Below are 20,474 nucleotides of genomic sequence, written 5' to 3'. Positions count from 1 at the left end.
ATTTTATACTATTCAGAATAAAATAATATTTACCCTATAAAAAAGGCCGTACGAATACATACGGCCTTTCTGCGTCATCCTTTGAACATTGTAGAGGAAAAACGGTTAGGGTAATCTGTCATCACTACTTTTACTGAAGCCTGCTGGAGCTTCAAAAAGTCATTCAGTTCATTAATTGTATATACTCGTAAGTCTAATCCTTCTTGCTTTGCTTTTTTCCCGTACGAAGAAAGAGCAAACGACATATCACAGTGCAGGTGCGCACCTATCGATTTTGCTTTTCCAATCGCATCTTCACTCACCCCTTCAAATAAAAATCCTGTTGGGATATATGAATGGAGAGATCTCACTTTAGCCAAGCTATCATAGTTAAAAGATGACAAAATAACTTGATCTTCTAAATCAAACTCATCGATTAGACGAAGAACTTTTTCCTCAAGTTTTGGATAGTAAATTTGGTCATTTTTTAATTCAATGTTCACGGTCATTTCTGTCTTTTTGTCCATCATCCACTCAAACACTTCTATTAACGTGGGAATTGATTGTTTAGAAAAACGAGAATCATACCAGCTTCCAGCATCGAATAACCGCAGCTGTTTATATGAAAATTCTTGAACATATCCCATTCCATTCGTCGTTCTGTCAATTCGTTCATCGTGAATCACTACTATTTCTCCGTCTTTGGTTAGTTGTACATCCAATTCAATACCTGAAACTCGCATTTTCCTAGCTTCTTCAAATGCAATCATTGTATTTTCAGGATATCGTCCGCTAAAGCCGCGATGCGCATAAAGATCAATTGAATTATTCATTGTCCTCTATCTCCCCTAACTAGTCATTCACTAAATAAAAAGCTCGTCCTCAAAATAACTTGAAAGACGAGCTTCGTAATCATACGTTATTTTTGATTGGCTACTTCTAATGCTCTATTCGTTTCTTTTGCTGCTTGATCAAGTGCTTGTTTCGGCTTTACTCCCTGGTACAGGCTTTCCATTCCTGTTACTACCTTTTGGCGTGATTCCGGAAATACCGAAATTAAAGCGCCTTGTGTTGCCGGAGTTGATTTAGTTTTATGAAGCTGATCAACCGTCACTTTTAGTTGAGGATATTTTTCCCATTCTTTCTTTACGATTTCTTGATCATATGCTTTAGGATTAACCGCAAAATAGCCACTTTCCACGTGCCATTTTGCCTGAACTTCTGGTGTTGCTAAATATTTCATGAAGTCCCACGCCGCTTTAGATGTTTCATCACTAATTCCTTTAGACATCCATAAAGATGCTCCCCCGATAGCTACTCCTTGGCGATCCTCTTCTTTTGGCACAGGAAGATCTGATACACCCACATCAAATGGAGCATTGTCTACTAATGTTTTAATACCTGCTGATGAATCTAAAAACATTGCAATTTTTTTAGATTGAAATGCTGCGCGCATATCGTCCCAGTTTTGCCCTACATTGTAGAAGGTACCTTCTTTGTACATGTCATTGATTAAATTAAATGCGTTTTGTCCTTCTTTTCCATTAAATACTGCCTTCTCGGCATCCCCTTTACGACCGTTTTCGTGATCTACATACAAACCGCCTTGAGAAGCAACTAGCTCTTCAAAGAACCATCCGTAATTTAGAATTGAAAAACCGTATTGTGATGTTTTATTTCCTTGTTTCTCTGTTAGTTTCTTTGCAGCTGCCTTTAATTCATCATACGTTTTTGGTGGATTTTCAGGATCTAACCCTGCTTTTTTAAAGGCATCTTTGTTGTAAACTAACACAGGTGTTGAAGAGTTAAACGGCATTGAATATTGCTTTCCATCTACTTGGTAATAGCTTGAAATATTTTTCTCCCACTGTGAAGTATCGTAGTGGTCTTCATCAATAAATTTTTGAACAGGCTGAACCTTACCACTGTCTATCATGAATTTCGTTCCTACTTCGAACGTTTGCATGATAGCAGGTGCATCTTTAGTTCCTGCTACCGTATTAAATTTTGTTTGTGCTTCCTCATACGTTCCTTGGAAAACGGGCTTTACTTCAACTTTATCCTGAGATTTATTGTACTCATCGACTATTTTATTGAGTGATTTTTCAAGGTCACCGCTCATGGCGTGCCAAAAAACGACTTCTGTTTTACCTGATGCTGTTTTTTTAGTTTCTTGCGCTTCCGAAGAACCAGTTGAGTTTGAGCAAGCGCCTAGAATGACCAGCAAGCATGCCGTTACGATAGCCAATATCTTTTTCATCACATTCACTCTCCTATTTAATTGCACCTTGTGTTAATCCTTTTTGAAGACGTTTTTGACCTAGGAATAATAGTAATAATGTCGGTATAATAACAACCACGACAGCAGCCATAACCACTCCCCAATCAGTTGAAATCTCCTGCGTTTGCATTTGTTTTAAACCAATCTGAACGGTACGAACATCCTCTGTATTTGTCACTAACAGTGGCCATAAATACATATTCCATGTTGTTAAAAAGCTATATACGCCAAGCGTAACTAGACTTGTTTTAGAAACAGGAAGCACAACATTCCAAAAGAAACGAAAGCGGCTGATCCCTGCGACTTGAGAAGCTTCATACAGCTCGCCCGGAATGGTTTTAAACTGTTGACGCAATAAAAATGTTCCAAATGCTAAGGCGAAAAAAGGAATTGTTAATCCCAAATAGTTATTAATCCAGCCTAGCTTTTGTGCTGTTAAAAAGTTAGGAACCATCGTTGCTTCCCATGGAATCATCATCGTAGAAATAAAGAGAAAGAAAATAGTATCTCTTCCTTTAAATTTAATAAATACAAATGCAAAAGCAGCCAAACTTGAAACTAACAGCTGCCCGGCCATGACAAAAATAGATACAGCAAAACTGTTAATTAAATAATGAAGCAGCGGAACTTTTTCAAAAGCATCCCGATAGTTTTCAAATGAAAAAGATGACGGCCAAATCTTCCCTTCTAACACTTCCGCTCCACTCATAAAACTAATGGAAAAAGCGTATAGAATAGGAAACATCAATACTAAAGTAGCTGCAATGAGTAACAAATAAGTTGTCCATTTTCTCGTGATGCTCATTGATAATGTACCTTCCTTTCTCCAAGCTTGAATTGAAGAGCGGTAACCAGTAGAATACAGAAAAATAAAATTGTAGCTTGAGCACTTGCAGAGCCAACATTATAGTTTACAAATGCATCTTTGTAGATTGAATAAACAATGACATTTGTGGAATCTGTAGGCCCGCCTTTTGTTAAAATGTCAATTTGTCCAAACGTTTGAAACGCGTTAATAAACGAAACGGTGATAATAAAAAACAGCGTTGGCGAAAGCATAGGAAGCGTAATTTTACGGAGCTGATACCAATAGCTAACTCCAGCAATACGCGCGTTTTCATACAGCTTTTCATCAATATTTTGTAACCCGCCAAGTAAAATTAAAAAGGTAAACCCAATGTTCATCCAAATCGTAGAGATGGACACAGCAATCAGCGCATACTTAGGATCTAATAACCACTGCACATCATGAATGCCTACAAGATTTAATACTTTATTAATAACACCGATTGTCGGGTTATACATAAACATCCAAATTACAGAAGAAGCCGCTACGCTCATTCCCATCGTAGATGAAAACATTGTTCTGAAAAAACCAATTCCTTTTAGCTTTTCATTTGCGATTAGCGCTAGGAATAATGCAATAATTAAGCCAATAGGCACCGTGTATAGTACAAATAAAAAAGTGGCTTTCATACTTTGTAAAAAGTTTGGATCTGTAAATAGATAAAAGAAATTTTGTAATCCTACAAATTTCAAGGGATTTCCCTGTGTGTCTGTAATAAAAAGACTTAAATATAAGGTCTTAATCATTGGGTAGAAAAGAAATACACCAAATAACAATAATGATGGCAGCAAGTAAGATAATCCTACCAATAGGTTAGGCATTGACTTCTTTTCTTGTGGATTTGATGAAACAGAAACAGGCGAGTTTGCTGTTTTGGTAACAGCACTCATACAAATGCCCCCTTTACAGTTAAATCTTCCGTTGATGGTTCATAGTGCAAGCATGAACCTGTATCACTATCAAATAAAAACAGGTGTTTTGGATCGATAAAAATAGGGACGCGCTCTCCCACTTTTATATTCCATTGACCGTTCCACTTAGCCATCCACTGTTTGTCTCCCATTTGAAATGTAAGCAGTGTTTCCGTTCCTAGAATTTCGACATTATCTACCTCTACGATAAAGCTGGTGTTGTCGTTTGTCGCAAGCTGAACGTGCTCAGGTCTTACTCCAACCACAACTTCCTTTTTACCGCTAAGGTTGTTGTATGATGCACTCATAGAAATAGCTCTTCTATCTTCAAAAACGAGTAAGTTATTTTCTATAGAAACGTTTGATAAGTTCATAGGGGGCGAACCTATAAACGACGCTACGAACGTGTTTGCCGGTGCATTGTAAATATCGAGCGGACGCCCAACCTGCTGAATATTACCTCCATTTAAAATCATCATTCGATCCGCCATCGTCATCGCTTCCGTTTGATCATGCGTGACATAAATCATCGTAATACCTAACTTACGCTGAATCTGGCGAATTTCTGATCTCATCTTTGCTCGCAGCTTCGCATCCAAGTTGGATAACGGCTCATCCATCAGGCAAATAGGTGAATGAGTAACTATAGCACGTGCGAGTGCTACACGCTGACGCTGTCCTCCCGAAAGCTGTCTAGGCTTTCGTTTTAAATATTCACTTAAACCAAGCATTTCTGCTGCTTCCCTGCAGCGCTTGTGCTGTTCTTGCTTTGAAATCTTCTTTGTATGCAGACCAAAAAGAATATTTTGTTCTACTGTCAAATGCGGATATAAAGCATAGTTTTGAAACACCATGGACAAATCGCGCTGACTTGGAAGCAGTTTATTTGCTTTTACATCCCCGATTAGCAACTCTCCCTGTGTGACTTCTTCTAATCCGGCAATCATTCGCAGCATTGTACTTTTCCCGCACCCTGAAGGACCTACTAATACGAAGAATTCTCCAGGTTCAATTGTGACATTAATATCTTGAATGACATTTGTTTTTTGATCGTATGACTTTCCAACGTTAACTAACTCTACTTTTTTCATTAAAAACGCTCCTTTCTCGCTCATTCATATTTTTTCCACAGCCATGATTTTCCTGTAGAAACTGCCGTAGCCCCTGCTTTTAAAGCAGCTTGGATATGGCTTTCATTTTGAATGAGTCCACCTGTAATAATAGGGATACTTGTTTTTTTAACGATTTTCTCTATCATCTCCGGAATCAATCCTGGCATTAGTTCTAATGCATCCGGTTTAATATCTTGAACGGTTTTTAACCCTTGTGCTACTGCGTCTGTATCCACTAAAAACAGCCGCTGAATAGCAACCAGCCCTTCCTGTTTTGCGTAATTAATGAGTGAACTTTTAGTGGTTACGATACCTGTGGGCTTTACAAACTTAGCGAGAAATTTAAGCCCTTCCCGGTCATAGCTAATTCCCGGAATTTTTTCAATGTGTAAGAAAACCGTTCGATTATGCTGTTTGAGTAAATCTACATAGCGTTTAATTACACTGATGTTTCCCGTTAATAAAAAGGCGGCCTGGATCTCTGTTTCTAAAAATTGCTCTAAATTTTTCGGACTTTTAATGGATGCAATTAAACGATCTTGTCCAAGCTGTTGTAAGAAATCTGCTTCCTTATTCAAAACGATTCCTTCCTTTCATTTATAAAAAAACCACAAAAAACGCATAGGATGTTTATATAGACCTATTGTTTTTTGTGGTTTCTCAATTTCATAACCTTAGTAACTATTCACTTATCGTTCACATGTTTTATAATAATGGTTATTTGTGAAGGCAATATAAAGAAGCTGTTGAGTTTTGTAAAGTAAACGTATAGTTCCTGTAAATCTGCTGAAGATAAAAAAAGCCGTTGATTTCTCAACGGCTTCACAGTGCACATTCTTCGATTTCAAATCCTAAATCTTCAATTAATCCCCAGTCAGCTGTAGGTTCTTGACCTTGAGTCGTTAAATAATCGCCTACAAAAATTGAGTTTGCAGCAAACAAACCAAGCGGCTGAAGTGATCTGAGGTTAACTTCTCTGCCTCCTGAAATTCGAATTTCTTTGGTTGGATTTACAAAACGCATCATCGCTAACAGCTTTAAGCATTGCATTGGCTTTAACGCCTTTTTGTCTTCTAGAGGCGTTCCTGGAACGGCAACAAGAAAATTGCATGGAATAGAATCTGCATCTAACTTTTTAATTTGAAAAGCTAATTCAACGGCTTGTTCATTTGTCTCGCCCATTCCAAAAATTGCACCGGAACAAGGTGACAAACCTGCTTTTTTAGATGTAGTAACCGTATCGACTCGATCTTCATAGCCATGCGTAGAACAAATATTGTCATAGTTATCAGCGTGAGTATTTAAATTATGATTATAGCGATGAACACCCGCCTCGACTAGTTCGTGTGCTTGATCATCTGTTAAAAATCCTAGACAGGCACAGATTTTCAAGTCTGTCTTTTGACGAATTTCCTTTACCGCTCCCACTACGTGCGCTACTTCTTTATCAGTAGGGCGGCGGCCTGACGCTACGATACAATATGTACCTGCTTTTCTTTTTTGAGCTTCAAAAGCACCTTCTACAATTTTCTCTTTTGTTAACCACGCATACTTATCAATGGGCGCTTCTGATACAATCGACTGCGAACAATATCCACAGTCTTCTGGGCATAAACCCGATTTAGTATTAATAATCATATTAAGCTTTACTTTTTTTCCATAATGATGATGACGAATTAAGTACGCGGCATTCATGACCTCTAACACTTCTTCATCCGGTACATAAAGAAGTTGAAGCGCTTCTTTATATGTAATTTCTTTCCCTTTAATAATAGACTGAGCAAGTGCTTTCCAATCTCTTAAACTTGTGGTTTCCATCGATTCCCCTCCACTTTAGTAAACTTAAAAAATATAAAGTTAACAATTATAACTAAAAGTTACCATTATCACGCCTTTTATGTCAACACTTCATAAATAATAGTTAACTTAAAGAGACTGGGACAAAAGTAGTTGAGCCCAAGTAAAAAACGAACCATTCATCAACCTGTTTGATGAGTGGTTCGTTTTTTTTTGATGATGCATATCGTTTTATTTGTTTCGTTCCTTCTAGCAGTTGATTGGAGGGCAAGGCGAAGACTCCTGCGGGAAAAGCGGAACAGGTGAGACCCCGCAGGAGCGAAAGCGAAGCCTTGCACGGAAATCAATTGCGGTGTCATAAGCAGTCCAGCTCATGTATCTCATTTGTTCATCTTTCGATTGGATTTATTTCGTTATGTCCCAGCCTCTTTGCTTATTGCGCTTGCAGTGTGTAAATAACCGATACAAAGTCTCCAGATTTTTTATCGTATGCTTCAACACCCGGATATTCATGAGTTAGAGCAATTCCTGCGTACATGAGCTCATCTCCATAAGCTGTTTGGTCTGTTTCCATCACTGTATATTCATAATCAGGATGAAGCCCTTTTAGCTCAATGCGTTCATAAGAAGGATTTGATCTAGCTAATACTTGATAATAACCGATGATTGCCTGTTTTTGATCGGATGAAACAACCATCCAGCTCGTCACATTTCCATCTTGTTCAAACGGACTTTTTAATCGATAGAATCTTCCATTTTGAATAAGAGATCGGTATTTTTTATAATACTGAATTTGTTTTTTTACCGTTTCTTTTTCATCTTCTGTCATCAGCGTAACATCTAATTCATAACCGAATGCGCCAAAATACGCAACGTCTCCTCTTGTTTCTAGACTTGTTACTCTGCGTACTTGATGATTTGGTACGGCTGATACGTGTGCTCCCATTGAACTGATTGGATAAGCAAAAGACGTGCCGTACTGAATTTTCAGACGTTCAATCGCGTCCGTGTTATCGCTCGTCCAAGCTTGAGGAGCATAATAAAGCATTCCCGGATCAAATCTAGCGCCCCCGCTTGCACACGATTCAAATAAAATATCCGGAAACTTCTTTGTTAGTCGCTCATACAAATCATATACTCCTAAAATGTAGCGATGTACTACTTCAAACTGGCGATTCGCGGGTAGCCCAACAGATCCAATCTCCGTTATATTTCGGTTCATATCCCATTTTATATACGAGATAGGTGCTTCACTTAAAATAGCTTCCATTCGTTCATAAATATAATTCACTACTTCTTCTCGTGAAAAATCAAGCACATATTGATTTCGTCCATGAGACTGATGACGATTTGGCACATGAATCAACCAATCTGGATGCTTTTCATACAAGTTGCTTTGCTTTGAAATCATTTCAGGTTCAAACCATAATCCAAAGTCCATACCTAAATCCGTTACTTTTTGAGCCAATGATTTCATACCGCCCGGAAGCTTATTTTCATCTACAAACCAGTCTCCAAGAGAAGTTGTATCATCATTACGTTTACCAAACCAGCCGTCATCCAATACAAAAAGTTCAACACCCAGCTTTTGTGCTTCTTTGGCAATGTGTACAATTTTCTCTTCGTTAAAATCAAAATACGTCGCTTCCCAGTTATTAATTAAAACTGGTCGCTCTAAATCCCGCCATTTCCCTCTAGCGAGACGCTTGCGATAAAGCTCATGATACTCTTGGCTAAGACCGTTTAGCCCGTTATTTGAATAAGCCAATACTAGTTCTGGTGATTGAAAAGTTTGTCCACTTTCTAGTCTCCACTGAAAATCAAAAGGGTGAATACCCATCGTTATTCTTGATACATTATAGTGATCTACTTCCACTTGTCCAAGAAAGTTTCCGCTGTATACAAGACTAAAACCATACGCTTCTCCACTGTGTTCAGTTGCATCTGGATTCTTTAAAATTAAAAACGGGTTTTGCTGACTGCTGCTTGTACCTCTCGCACTAGAAATACTTTGAATACCCGGCTGAAGCATTCTTGTTTTCACGTGTCTCTCTCGAATCCAAGCACCGGAAAGCTGAACCATTTCATAGTTTGATGTGGGCAAATCAATGCTGCCGCTCATGATACGCAAAATATCGACTGGTTCTTCTCCTCTATGTTCAAATCTTGCGTGACGCGTAATAATATTTCGGTCTTCGTAAACGGTATACGTTAAAATAAGTGATGCATTGAGCAATTTATCAATCAGTTCAACTTCTACACTCGTGGCTTCACTCTCTTCTTCTACGTATGTAGCAGGTAAGCCGTTTAATAGCTTCTTGCCCTTGTAAATTTTATGGTTATCGTATTCAAAATTGGTGACTCGGCTTCCGTTTTGCTGAAGAAGTTGGTAGGCTGGCTCTCTGAAGTCTGTTGTCCCATAAGAAGGATACTCTTGTTTGATTGTTTCAAGAGAAAATGCTAGTTCTCCTTCATAGACCGAAGCGCTAGCTCCTCTTGTTTCCACACGTAAAAAATGCTGAAAAGACGGACGGTGCTTAAGCTTTTTTCCATAGTATAAGTGACCAAGCTGCTCGTTTCTCAACACTGAAAAGATATAACTTACATCGCGGCCCTGCAGGTGAAACTCCTTTGTACGTTCATTAAATAAGATCCCCACTCTATCTCTCTCCTCACCATCAAATATCTAACGAGACATTTCCTTTTTCATCTATTGCCGTTGCATGCTCAACAGCAGATGCTAGATTAATCTCTTTTCTTTCATACCATTTCGCTAAATCTTTGAATAACTCTTCTGTTTCAATCATTCTTGTATCTACTCGCAGTTCAGTTTCGTAGCTATGAAGAGACCAAGTGCTTTCACTAAATAAGTTCATCTCCACATCTAGACACATTTCCTTCCAATTGGGGGCACACCGAATAGGGTGAAGTATGTCTGAACATGCAATAGTGTAGCGGTTAGAGCCATTTTTATTCATAAAACAATGAACAGAAGAGGTACTCACATCTCCCTGACTAGTTTGTATAGATTTATATAGCTGGATATCTAACAACGGAACGCTCCATTTTAACGCCATTTTTGGAAGACTTCTTTTTTTAATCGACTTGACCGTTAATTTAATAAAATAAACACCATCTTTTTTTGTTTCATCCAATACAACATGCACACCTGGTCCCTTGTTTATCTCCAAGTTTATATAGGGTGTAGCAATCACTTCCTTCATCTCCTTTATCATCATTATAAGTTTATACACCCGCAAAAATGTAACCGCATTCAAAAGTTTGTTTTCGTATTTATTACAAGTAGATCATACTAATCGAAAGCTTTTTTACTTTCTTTCATTTTATGTAAAATGCTTTCTAGACTCAATGGTAAAAATCAAAGTGAAAAAAAGCATTTTTTTGCTTTATCTAGTAATTAACTAAACGCTCTTTATCTCTTAGCGCGCAATTTTCTCTTCTTTTTCAAAAAAAGATGACAAATCTAACAATATAGTATAATAATAAATATTGCAGAATGATTATACACAGAAAGGATGACAAATATGAATCATGGACCTTCTCTTCTTAAACAACTAAAATTATGGCATATCGTCGTGATAGGATTAGGCTACATGGCACCCATGGCCGTTTTCGATACATTTGGCATTGTAACTGAATCCACAGATGGACATGTTTCAGGTGCTTATGCATTCACGTTGATTGCTATTTTATTCACAGCCATTAGTTATGGAAAAATGGTAAAAGCTTTTCCTGGAGCTGGTTCTTCTTATACATACGCACAGCAAGTAATGAATCCAAGCATTGGTTTTTTGGTAGGATGGACGGCTCTTCTTGATTATCTATTTCTACCGATGATTAATGCACTTTTGACAAATATTTACCTAAGCTCTCTGTTTCCAGGTGTTCCAAAAGCCGTATGGATTATCAGCTTTGTGGTCATCATGACCATAATGAATATTTTTAGCGTTCATTTAACCGTTTCTTTTGGTACGCTATTAGTTGCTTTTCAAATTTTAGTAGCTATCATCTTTATTATTTTAAGTGCTACAACTCAAGGGCAAGAGCTATCATTTAAACCGTTTATAAGTGAATCGGCTTCTATATCTCTTTTATTAAACGGAGCAGCTATTTTATGCTTTTCTTTTTTAGGGTTTGATGCTGTAACCACCATGGCTGAAGAAACACTTAAGCCTGAGAAAACCATTCCCAAAGGGATTCTCATTATTGCATGTACGGGAGGCGCCTTATTTATTACGGTTTCTTACTTTGCTCAGCTTCTTTTCCCTTCAGCCTCTTTGTTTCATGATTTAGAAGGTGCATCGGCTGAAATCGCTTATAAAATTGGCGGCCAGCTGTTTCAATCTATTTTTGTAGCAGCAGCCTTAACATCAACTATTGCTTCTGGACTTGTCTCACATATGAGTGCATCAAGACTTCTCTACGCAATTGGGAAAGATGGTTATCTGCCACGGAGAATTTTTGGCTATATTCACCCTAAAACAAAGACGCCTGTTTGGAACGTAGTCATTATTGGTGGTCTCTCTTTAATTTCACTAAGTCTGTCTCTTGAAAAAGCTACCTCTTTAATTAATTTTGGTGCTTTAATTGCGTTCAGTTCAGTTAACATAGCGGTTTTTATCCATTATTTTATTCAACAAAACAAACGATCTCTCAGTGGATATATTTCATATGTACTTATGCCTTTACTCGGCAGTTTATTTTTATTTTTTATGTGGCTTAACTTAGAAAAAACATCCTTATTTATCGGTATTGTATGGAGTATAATTGGAATTATTTATTTACTGATTGCCAGACGAAAAAATACTATTACCATTCCTACTTTTCATTTTGATTAAGGAAATAGGCTTAACACACCTCGACATATTTCCCTAGAAATAATGTCGAAAAAAAGTAATTGAGACATAAACAAATCAATCCCATCTACACACGAACAAAAAGGTAAACGATCTAATATGAATCGCTCGTTACACCGCTGTTGATTTCCGTGCAAGGCTTCGCTTTCCGCGGGCGGCCGTTGAGCCTCCTCGTCGCTTGCGCTCCTGCGGGGTCTCATCTGTTCCGCTTTTTCCGCAGGAGTCTTCGCCTTGCCCTCCAATCAACACCTAGAGGCAACTAAATACATGAAAGCTACATTTACTATATCAATAAAAAAATCCGAACGTATTTGATTCTCAACTAAGAATCAAACTCGTTCGGATTTTTCTTCAACTAAAATACTTTCATACCAGCCTATTTTTATTTTTTAGATTGTGAGACTTTTTCTAAAATGCGTCTTTTACGGTAAAGCATCATTCCAACTTCTCCTATATCGCTAATCGCTTGTTTGTTAATATACGCCCCAAACACCATCCCTGCTATAGGAATCATTTGAAATAGCTTTTTCCATCCCAAGTTGTCTCTATAGGTTAGAAACACTTCTCTCCAACCTTGGAGCTGCTGCAAGCTCCGCGTTCGATTGCCGCTTGCTAATTCTTCTAAAATCGCACGCTTTCCTACAATATCAGAGGATGAAAACTGCATGCATTTGACCATAAAAATGCGTTCCTCTTGCTCAGTGGGATCGTAACCATAAGAAACAGCCACTTCTTGCAGTGTCTTAAGCGTAAGTCCCAATACAAAAGGAATATCAATCGCCAGTGTGAAAATTCCACCTACTCCGGTTGTAGCTCCTTGCAGCTGCGCATTCTTTTTTCGGACTTCAATAAAATACTCCGCCAACTCATCCATTTCCTGCAGAGATAAATGCTGAACATCCTCTATTGACAGCTGCTTATTTTCTTGTAATTGGGCTGATGCTTTCTCTAGCGTGGCAGACGTATTAGCTAAATACTGGCCTCCATTATCAACATACTTAGCAATTTCATCTAATAATTTTTCTATTTTTTGATGAATGAACTTTGGCGTTACTTTATCTAAAGCTGAAAAAGGCAAGCGAGCCAGCCGCTCCCAGAAAAAAAGTCCTTTTTGGTCTTTCTCCCACTTTTCAATTTTTCGCAATTCTATTCTCAATTGTTCATGCTCTGACATATCCTCACTCTTTTCCTCGATTTATCAGCTCTGTCCTACTTGTTTATTCCGCACATATTTAATGATAAAAAACAACGCAATTAAAACAACAATTCCGATTCCAATAGGCTGCATGTATTGAGATACAATCGGACCCACCTCTTTCCACTTAGGTCCTAACTTATATCCTAAATATACGTAAATAGCCGTTACTGGAAGCATCGCAACAAATGTGTAAATAGAAAACAGCCATACATTCATTTTTGCCATCCCGCATGGAAAAGAGATAGCCGTACGCACTCCTGGAATAAACCGTCCAAAAAAAGCGACCCCGCTGCCGTACTTATTAAAAAAGCGATCGGCAGCGTCAATTTCTTTTTCTTTCACCAAAAAATATTTTCCATATTTTAAAACTAGCGGTCGTCCACCGTAACGTCCCAGTGCATAAAGAGTCAACGGTCCACACACACCGCCTACTGTACCTGCAAGGATAGCCAGATACAAGTTCATATCACCTTGGTACACCCAATACCCTACTAAAGGTAAAACAAGCTCTGCGGGGACAAACTCAAACGTTAATGCTAAAATTACGCCAAAATAAGAGAGCTGTTTTAGCGCTTCAATTAAAGAAAGTAAAACCGACTCTAACAAAAATTCTCCTCCTCATGTCATTAAATCTAAGACTGCAAAACTATAATTTAGCCGATTGATAGATAAAAACCAACGCGACATAGTTTTTTCCTTTCCCTCTTTACGTATGACGTACTACAAAAGTTTCAATAAAAAAAAAGCGCTAGTTTTATCCAGCGCTTTTATAGTTTAAAGTTAATTTGAATAATACCTACTTTACGAAGAGCATCGTATAAAATAACTAAAGCCGGTCCTAAAAACAACCCGACAAAACCTAAAAGTTTAAATCCAATGTACAAACTAACTAATGCAGCCAAAGGTGAAATACCCATATTTGTAGAAAATACTTTTGGTTCTACTACACGTCTTACTACCGTAATGACTCCAAATAGAATAAATAAGCCGATTGCTAATGAGTCATGTCCTTGCGTAAGAGCAAAAATCCCCCATGGAACGAGCACCGAGCCTGTCCCAAGGATTGGTAAGATATCGACAATTACAATTAATAAACTAAGCAGCGCGGTATACGGAACATCTAATAGCCAAAGCCCTACATAAGCCATTACAAACGTCATGACACTTAAAATAATTTGTGCCTTAATAAAACCAACCCCCGCTTGGATAAGCTGAGTGATGACAACTTGTAGCTTATATTTCGTTTCTTCTGTTAAAAATGACTTAATTTTATTTTTAATAGCAGGCAGCTCAAGGCTGATAAATACAAGCGCTACTAAATAAATAAGAAACTCTAGTAGAAACCCAGGAACAGTAGCAGCAAAGCTAATGATGATTTCCACGGTACTTTTTAATAGAGAATCTAATGAATTTACGGTTTTTTCAAGCGTGCGCTCGATAGAAGAAATCACTTCTGTAGGAAGAGCGTTTGAATAGTATTTCCACTTGATAATAGTTGGATAAATCGCGGTTTCATAGATTTCTTTTACAAATGAAGGCGCTATCTTTGAAAGAGCAACCACTTGCGTAACGATTGTCCGAACAATAAAAAATCCAATAAGTATGAGCGAAACAACATATAAAATGAAGGTCATAAGCACTGCGTAGACTCTCTTCATTTTAAAAGATTGATGCAATTTTTGAACAATACCCTCAAGCGCTAATGCTGTTAATAAAGCAAACACAATCGGTAAACTGTAAGGGATTAACAAACATACGATTACTATCGAGGCGATGACCCATATTCGCTTTTTCCACATACTCTACTATCCCCCAACTAGCTAAGCTATCTCTATATTTATTGATAAAGAAAGGAACCAGTGACTGCTTTTATGTAAGAATAAAATTTGGATATATTTATACCTGATGTTACATATTATAGGGTCAATTTCCATAATAATAAAGGAATTATTATGAAAAAAGCTACTTATTCTAATTTTTTGAATAGAATAAGTAGCTTTTTAATTTATAAATTAGCCGGCTCTCATGACCTCTGTACCTTTTTTAGGGTCAAATTTGCCTTCAGATTTAGACATCACAATTGCTGCTAGTGTGTTTCCTACTAAGTTAACAACCGTACGTGCCATATCCATGATTCTGTCTACTCCCGCAATGAAGGCTAATCCTTCTGCCGGAACGCCGATTGTTCCAAGAGTAGCCAGTAATACAACAAATGATGTTCCTGGCACCGCAGCCATTCCTTTAGATGTAACCATCAATACCAGAATGAGCGTCAGCTGTTGAACGATCGTTAAATCAATACCATACACCTGCGCTAAGAATAACGCTGCAATCGCTTGATAGAGAACAGAACCATCTAGGTTAAATGTATAACCAATTGGTACAACGAACGATACGATAGCTTTTGGACAGCCCATCTTTTCAAGTTTTTCCATAATTCGCGGAAGAACTGTCTCAGAACTAGATGTACTGTATGCTAACAACAGTTCATCTTTCATATAGCGGAATAAGTGGAAAATGTTAATTCCTGCCCATTTCGCAATTCCTCCTAATACAACAAGTAGGAAGAAAATTAACGCTAAGTAAACTAAGATAACAAGCTTTCCTAATGAAAGAAGTGACTCTAAACCGAATTTCGAAACTGTTACACCAATTAAAGCAAATACTCCAATCGGAGCCACTTTCATTACTAGGTTTACCACGTGAAACATTGCGTGAGAAACGCCGTCAAAGAATTGAACAACAGGCTTTCCTCTTTCTCCAATTGCCGCTACTCCAAGTGCGAACAATACTGTAAAAAAGATAATTGCTAGCATGTCCCCTTCAACAATTGACTGGAAAAAGTTTGTCGGAACAATGTGTAAGAACGTTTCAGCCACTGACTTTCCTTCTTGCTGTTCGGATGTTTCAACGTATTGTGAAATATCACTCTTCTGTGCTGAATGAATGTCTACACCTTGTCCAGGGTGAAAAATATTAGCAATCAATACACCGATTACAATTGCGAAAGTTGTAATAATTTCAAAATAGAGAATGGTTTTAACGCCCAGCTTTCCGACCTGTTTACCGCTACCTGCTCCTGCAACTCCAACGACTAAACTTGAGATAACAATTGGAATAACAATCATCTTAATCAATCTTAAGAACAAGTCTCCCAGCGGCTGCAGGTATGTTACTACACGCGGATCGTTAAACCAAATTACTCCTACAAGAACACCGAGGATTAAACCGGTAAAAATCTGCGTAGCCAAACCAAAACGAATTTTTTTCATAGATGTACCTCCCCAAAGATGTATGACATTTGTATATACTTTTCTGAAAAAACAAAAAAAGACTATTCTTAAGAAAGAACAGCCTTTTACTTACGCTATTTTGGGCTCTTTCTCTCAATAAAGCAAACGAGGTTAACTGTCGGATTCGGAATTGAGAGTTTCCTACCTTTTGTAAGGATTCACCCCAAGGCAGCTTTACTGCCGATAATGATTCCCCCGCTCTATACGATTAAGCTTATTATTCAATTTTTATAAAATTAAAACGATCTATACGTTGTCATACGTTTTTTACAGTCAATAAAACTAAACAGAAGTCTTACTTTTACTTAACTTTATACTGCACAAATATTAATTTACTATTTTTCGACACGTTTTGTCAATACCCATGTTTATAAAACGCTTTCAAAAGACAATAATATATATTTATGCAAAAAAGCTATTGCAATGTTGCAATAGCTTTTTCTTGCTTTTTAAGTCTTTATCAGAAGTTTAAATGTCTATAAAATACGCTTATTTATTTTATAAAAATACAAAATATAGAATAGCCGCTAAGATAATTCGATAAATGGCAAACGGAACTAATTTAATGCGGTTGATTAATTTTAAGAAAAAGCGAATCGATATAAGCGCAAAAATAAAGGCGCTGATAAAACCAGCAATAAAAAACGGTAGTGCATCTGATGTGAAATACTGCCAGTTTTTAACCAATGAAAGTCCACTTGCTCCTGCCATAATTGGCACTGCCATAATAAATGTAAAATCTGCGGCTGCCTTATGGCTCATTCCAAGAAGAACCCCTCCTGAAATCGTTGAGCCTGAACGAGAAAAACCTGGCCAAAGAGCAATACATTGAAACAGTCCTATACCTAGTGCTTGTCCATAAGACATTTGGTCCACCGTCTCTACACGCGGACGTTTAGGTCCAAACAAATCTGCTAGAATCATTAATACAGCTCCGACCACTAAGCCAATTAGCACCGTATTTAAAGAAAACAAATGTTCATCAATGTAATCATCAAACAAAAGGCCTAACACTCCTGCGGGTAACAAACCAACAATTACCTGCATTAAATTTAAGCGATTTGTCGGTCCAATTGCAGCAGCTGGTTTTTTTCCTAATCCTAATAAATTAATAAAACGATCTTTAAAAATAACAACTACTGCTAAGATCGACCCTAGCTGAATAACAATCTTAAATGTATTAGCTACTGGAGATGAAAATAATTCTTTTGAATTTAACCACAGGTCATCCACAATAATCATATGCCCAGTTGACGAAACGGGAGCAAACTCTGTTAAACCTTCTACAATCCCTAAAATGATTGCTACAATAATTTCCCACATAAAGCTATGTACCTTGCCTTTCTTTCAAATTAATAAGCTTATCGCTTCGTTTTACATGCTCAACTATTTTCCTATTTTGACACTTGCTTTTTTATCATAATTGTTAAAACTATGAAATACAATGTGTATTTGCAAAAAGATAAGAATCTTTAATAATTTGTAATAAAAAGCTTACATGCTACAACCAAAAAACACGATATCAGCTTTTATTTATTTTAAAAAGCAGTCACTATGTTCAGTATAAATTCTGGTCCCTTAGCTAAAAATGAATCATCTAGACTATTTTTCTTTAGTGTGAAAAAATGACTAAATCATTATGTTTTTTCCATCCCCCTTTACTGTCATCTATCATTTTAATCCAATAGGGCTGACTTATACGACATATCCCCTAAGTAATTTGAAACTTTTTTCTCTCTTTTCTCGTATATAGTAGTATCTTTTTTAGGAGGCTTTTTACTATGAATGGAAATGTACGTACAATGAAATGGGTCACTGCTGGGTATGAAGCCTTGCTGGGAATTCCTTTAATTGGCGCGGGGATTGTTATGGGCTTTAGCTATACTCCTCTTTTTATTGGATTTATTCTTCATGCTATCACACTCATTTTAGCTAATAGACGAGGGTTATCTGCTTATGGAAACATACTAGGGCTTGTTACCTCACTGGTTGCTTGGATTCCATTTTTGGGATTTATCATGCATATTATTACAGCTATTGTGATTGCAATCGATGCTGCTAGACAACGCTAATTGTCTAGCTTTTTTTATTTAAGGGTTGATTTTTTACCGAATGATGGTAAACTTAAGCCGTAAATTGAATAATTTGAATGTTATTTCTACTAGGGGTGTCTGATAGCTCAGACTGAGAGAAGAGTGCAATAAAACTCTTTAACCCTTTGAACCTGATTTGGGTTATACCAGCGGAGGGAAGTAGTCTTGAAAAGAATAGTATATGTTTATTCTTTTTTTGCCTATTCCATCGGGTTCTGTCTATCACAGAACCCGATTTTTTTTATGGTTCGGTATAGCTACACTTTATGCGAAACCGGAGGAATATGTAATGTCAAAACAAAATGTATCAGTTTCTATGAAAAAGCCTTTTCCAAACAGTCACAAAGTATATGTCCAAGGATCCAGACAAGACCTTAAAGTACCTATGCGTGAAATTCATCAGTCTCCTACTACAGGGTCTTTTGGTGAAGAAGAAAATAGTCCCGTACGTGTATACGACACGAGCGGTGTTTATACAGATCCCTCTTATGAAATTAATTTACAAAAAGGATTACCGGCTCTGCGCGAAAAGTGGATTGCAGAACGAAACGATGTAGAAACATATCAAGGCCGTACGGTTCAGCCACAGGATAACGGTTATTATGACGGTGATCCAAGAGATCAGTACGATCGCTTTATCACTAAACGTTTACCTTTGCGCGCGAAAAAAAATCAAAATGTAACGCAAATGCACTATGCGAAAAAAGGAATTATCACGCCCGAAATGGAATTTATCGCTATTCGTGAACAGATGAATCCTGAAGTTGTGCGTGAAGAAGTAGCAAGAGGACGTGCAATTATCCCTAATAATATCAATCACCCTGAGAGCGAACCGATGATTATCGGCCGCAAATTCCATGTGAAAATTAATGCTAATATCGGAAATTCAGCTATTCGTTCAGCTATTGAAGATGAAGTAGAAAAAATGACATGGGCAACGCGTTGGGGAGCCGATACAATTATGGATCTATCAACAGGAAAGGATATTCACACAACACGCGAATGGATTATCCGCAACTCGCCTGTTCCTGTAGGGACCGTTCCTATTTACCAAGCGCTTGAAAAAGTAAAAGGCGTAGCAGAAGATCTAACGTGGGAAGCATACCGCGATACATTAATTGAACAAGCAGAACAAGGTGTTGATTACTTTACTATTCACGCAGGTGTTCTTTTACGTTATATTCCTCTGACAGCGAAACGTACGACAGGTATTGTTTCACGCGGAGGATCCATCTTGGCGCAGTGGTGTTTAGCTCATCATGAAGAGAACTTTTTATATACTCGCTTTGAAGAAATCTGTGAAATCTGTAAAGCATACGATATTGCTATTTCGCTTGGCGATGGGCTACGTTCTGGTTCCATTGCAGATGCTAATGATGAGGCACAGTTCGGTGAATTAGAAACGCTTGGTGAATTAACTAAAATTGCTTGGAAACACGATGTTCAAGTTATGATTGAAGGTCCTGGACATGTTCCAATGCATCTCATCAAAGAAAACGTAGATAAACAAATGGAAATATGCCAGGAAGCTCCCTTCTATACTCTTGGACCGCTTACAACCGACATCGCTCCAGGCTATGACCATATTACATCAGGTATTGGTGCTGCAATGATTGGCTGGTTTGGGACAGCTATGCTTTGCTACGTAACGCCAAAAGAACATTTAGGACTCCCGAATAAAGAAGACGTTCGCGAAGGCGTTATCACCTATAAAATTGCTGCGCATGCTGCTGACCTAGCAAAAGGCCATCCAGGAGCACAAAAACGCGATAATGCTCTGTCTAAAGCAAGATTTGAATTTAGATGGAATGATCAATTTAACCTGTCACTAGATCCAGAGCGCGCAAAAGAATATCACGATGAAACACTTCCCGCTGAAGGTGCTAAAACAGCCCATTTCTGTTCAATGTGTGGACCTAAATTCTGTTCGATGCGTATTTCTCAAGATATTCGTAACATGGCTCAAGAAAATGAAAAAGATGTAAACGAAGTAAGAAAAGAAGGAATGAAAGAAAAAGCTAAAGAGTTTGTTAACAGTGGTTCAAATATCTATCAATAATGAAGTAGAACAGCTTAAAAAACAAAT

General features: G+C 37.6%; 18 protein-coding genes and 2 riboswitches. Of the genes, 3 read left to right on the top strand and 15 right to left on the bottom strand.

All coding sequences use genetic code 11. The features are described from left to right. Window positions 1-74 precede the first annotated feature (74 nt). The 9 genes from MKX72_RS02375 to MKX72_RS02335 all read right to left on the bottom strand — a co-directional run bounded on the left by MKX72_RS02375 (window position 75) and on the right by MKX72_RS02335 (window position 10,151). Window positions 75-812 carry a glycerophosphodiester phosphodiesterase gene (locus MKX72_RS02375; RefSeq protein ID WP_028412671.1) on the bottom strand — a complete coding sequence of 246 codons (738 nt, stop codon included), beginning with the start codon at window positions 810-812 and terminating at the stop codon, window positions 75-77. Window positions 813-898: 86 nt separating this feature from the next. Next, the gene (locus MKX72_RS02370; RefSeq protein ID WP_049162800.1) at window positions 899-2,239 is read right to left on the bottom strand and encodes an ABC transporter substrate-binding protein; all 1,341 of its coding nucleotides are present in this window, start codon (window positions 2,237-2,239) and stop codon (window positions 899-901) included. 13 nt (window positions 2,240-2,252) lie between these two features. Further along, entirely contained in the window at window positions 2,253-3,065 is an 813-nt protein-coding gene (locus tag MKX72_RS02365) for a carbohydrate ABC transporter permease (protein WP_033580861.1), read from the bottom strand. Then, window positions 3,062-3,997 carry a carbohydrate ABC transporter permease gene (locus MKX72_RS02360; protein WP_028412674.1) on the bottom strand — a complete coding sequence of 312 codons (936 nt, stop codon included), beginning with the start codon at window positions 3,995-3,997 and terminating at the stop codon, window positions 3,062-3,064. Before MKX72_RS02360 ends, MKX72_RS02365 begins: the two co-directional genes overlap by 4 nt. Beyond that, complete coding sequence (locus MKX72_RS02355) at window positions 3,994-5,109, bottom strand: ABC transporter ATP-binding protein (protein WP_028412675.1); 1,116 nt, start codon at window positions 5,107-5,109, stop codon at window positions 3,994-3,996. Before MKX72_RS02355 ends, MKX72_RS02360 begins: the two co-directional genes overlap by 4 nt. Window positions 5,110-5,129: 20 nt before the next feature. After that, the gene (locus MKX72_RS02350; protein WP_028412676.1) at window positions 5,130-5,708 is read right to left on the bottom strand and encodes a glycerol-3-phosphate responsive antiterminator; all 579 of its coding nucleotides are present in this window, start codon (window positions 5,706-5,708) and stop codon (window positions 5,130-5,132) included. 244 nt (window positions 5,709-5,952) lie between these two features. Next, window positions 5,953-6,948, bottom strand: coding sequence for a biotin synthase BioB (gene bioB / locus MKX72_RS02345; RefSeq protein ID WP_034264346.1), 996 nt, complete (start codon window positions 6,946-6,948; stop codon window positions 5,953-5,955). Between the two features lie 412 nt (window positions 6,949-7,360). Next, complete coding sequence (locus tag MKX72_RS02340; protein WP_098626869.1) at window positions 7,361-9,586, bottom strand: alpha-galactosidase; 2,226 nt, start codon at window positions 9,584-9,586, stop codon at window positions 7,361-7,363. Between the two features lie 19 nt (window positions 9,587-9,605). Next, entirely contained in the window at window positions 9,606-10,151 is a 546-nt protein-coding gene (locus tag MKX72_RS02335; protein WP_223546639.1) for a hypothetical protein, read from the bottom strand. Between the two features lie 321 nt (window positions 10,152-10,472). On the opposite strand from MKX72_RS02335, the gene MKX72_RS02330 reads away from it, so the two are divergent. Next, the gene (locus MKX72_RS02330; protein WP_028412680.1) at window positions 10,473-11,786 is read left to right on the top strand and encodes an APC family permease; all 1,314 of its coding nucleotides are present in this window, start codon (window positions 10,473-10,475) and stop codon (window positions 11,784-11,786) included. A gap of 129 nt (window positions 11,787-11,915) precedes the next feature. Here the strand turns inward: MKX72_RS02330 and MKX72_RS02325 are convergent, their stop codons facing one another. The 6 genes from MKX72_RS02325 to MKX72_RS02300 form a co-directional block, all read right to left on the bottom strand. After that, window positions 11,916-12,050 (bottom strand): hypothetical protein, encoded by a 135-nt coding sequence (locus tag MKX72_RS02325; protein ID WP_255256646.1) that lies wholly within the window; start codon window positions 12,048-12,050, stop codon window positions 11,916-11,918. A 136-nt stretch (window positions 12,051-12,186) separates the two neighbouring features. Next, window positions 12,187-12,978 (bottom strand): EcsC family protein, encoded by a 792-nt coding sequence (locus MKX72_RS02320; RefSeq protein ID WP_155008806.1) that lies wholly within the window; start codon window positions 12,976-12,978, stop codon window positions 12,187-12,189. 24 nt (window positions 12,979-13,002) lie between these two features. After that, the gene (locus tag MKX72_RS02315; protein ID WP_013055189.1) at window positions 13,003-13,608 is read right to left on the bottom strand and encodes a DedA family protein; all 606 of its coding nucleotides are present in this window, start codon (window positions 13,606-13,608) and stop codon (window positions 13,003-13,005) included. A gap of 161 nt (window positions 13,609-13,769) precedes the next feature. Then, window positions 13,770-14,801, bottom strand: coding sequence for a sporulation integral membrane protein YtvI (gene ytvI / locus MKX72_RS02310; RefSeq protein ID WP_013055188.1), 1,032 nt, complete (start codon window positions 14,799-14,801; stop codon window positions 13,770-13,772). A gap of 213 nt (window positions 14,802-15,014) precedes the next feature. After that, window positions 15,015-16,274 carry a cation:dicarboxylate symporter family transporter gene (locus MKX72_RS02305; protein ID WP_028412682.1) on the bottom strand — a complete coding sequence of 420 codons (1,260 nt, stop codon included), beginning with the start codon at window positions 16,272-16,274 and terminating at the stop codon, window positions 15,015-15,017. Between the two features lie 106 nt (window positions 16,275-16,380). Next, window positions 16,381-16,520: riboswitch (cyclic di-AMP (ydaO/yuaA leader) on the bottom strand. 273 nt (window positions 16,521-16,793) lie between these two features. Then, window positions 16,794-17,618, bottom strand: coding sequence for an undecaprenyl-diphosphate phosphatase (locus MKX72_RS02300; protein ID WP_033580867.1), 825 nt, complete (start codon window positions 17,616-17,618; stop codon window positions 16,794-16,796). A 458-nt stretch (window positions 17,619-18,076) separates the two neighbouring features. Between MKX72_RS02300 and MKX72_RS02295 the strand changes: the two genes are divergently transcribed. After that, window positions 18,077-18,367: a hypothetical protein gene (locus tag MKX72_RS02295; protein ID WP_014461804.1), complete on the top strand. Its 291-nt coding sequence runs from the start codon at window positions 18,077-18,079 to the stop codon at window positions 18,365-18,367. 81 nt (window positions 18,368-18,448) lie between these two features. Then, a riboswitch (TPP riboswitch) is annotated at window positions 18,449-18,563 on the top strand. A 114-nt stretch (window positions 18,564-18,677) separates the two neighbouring features. Further along, complete coding sequence (gene thiC / locus MKX72_RS02290; RefSeq protein WP_155008807.1) at window positions 18,678-20,447, top strand: phosphomethylpyrimidine synthase ThiC; 1,770 nt, start codon at window positions 18,678-18,680, stop codon at window positions 20,445-20,447. Window positions 20,448-20,474 lie beyond the last annotated feature (27 nt).

This window comes from Priestia sp. FSL R5-0597, assembly GCF_038006305.1.
Taxonomy (GTDB): Bacteria; Bacillota; Bacilli; order Bacillales; family Bacillaceae_H; genus Priestia; species Priestia zanthoxyli.
The sequence above is the reverse complement of the archived record's forward strand: the minus strand, read 5'-3'. Positions and strand labels throughout refer to the sequence as shown.

Coding starts and splice junctions, on each gene's coding strand:
- MKX72_RS02320 (WP_155008806.1), bottom strand. CDS start 12,978: ATGTCAGAGCATGAACAATTGAGAATAGAATTGCGAAAAATTGAAAAG.
- MKX72_RS02335 (WP_223546639.1), bottom strand. CDS start 10,151: ATGAAGGAAGTGATTGCTACACCCTATATAAACTTGGAGATAAACAAG.
- MKX72_RS02300 (WP_033580867.1), bottom strand. CDS start 17,618: ATGTGGGAAATTATTGTAGCAATCATTTTAGGGATTGTAGAAGGTTTA.
- MKX72_RS02330 (WP_028412680.1), top strand. CDS start 10,473: ATGAATCATGGACCTTCTCTTCTTAAACAACTAAAATTATGGCATATC.
- MKX72_RS02305 (WP_028412682.1), bottom strand. CDS start 16,274: ATGAAAAAAATTCGTTTTGGTTTGGCTACGCAGATTTTTACCGGTTTA.
- thiC (WP_155008807.1), top strand. CDS start 18,678: ATGTCAAAACAAAATGTATCAGTTTCTATGAAAAAGCCTTTTCCAAAC.
- MKX72_RS02295 (WP_014461804.1), top strand. CDS start 18,077: ATGAATGGAAATGTACGTACAATGAAATGGGTCACTGCTGGGTATGAA.
- bioB (WP_034264346.1), bottom strand. CDS start 6,948: ATGGAAACCACAAGTTTAAGAGATTGGAAAGCACTTGCTCAGTCTATT.
- MKX72_RS02375 (WP_028412671.1), bottom strand. CDS start 812: ATGAATAATTCAATTGATCTTTATGCGCATCGCGGCTTTAGCGGACGA.
- MKX72_RS02370 (WP_049162800.1), bottom strand. CDS start 2,239: ATGAAAAAGATATTGGCTATCGTAACGGCATGCTTGCTGGTCATTCTA.
- ytvI (WP_013055188.1), bottom strand. CDS start 14,801: ATGTGGAAAAAGCGAATATGGGTCATCGCCTCGATAGTAATCGTATGT.
- MKX72_RS02360 (WP_028412674.1), bottom strand. CDS start 3,997: ATGAGTGCTGTTACCAAAACAGCAAACTCGCCTGTTTCTGTTTCATCA.
- MKX72_RS02355 (WP_028412675.1), bottom strand. CDS start 5,109: ATGAAAAAAGTAGAGTTAGTTAACGTTGGAAAGTCATACGATCAAAAA.
- MKX72_RS02365 (WP_033580861.1), bottom strand. CDS start 3,065: ATGAGCATCACGAGAAAATGGACAACTTATTTGTTACTCATTGCAGCT.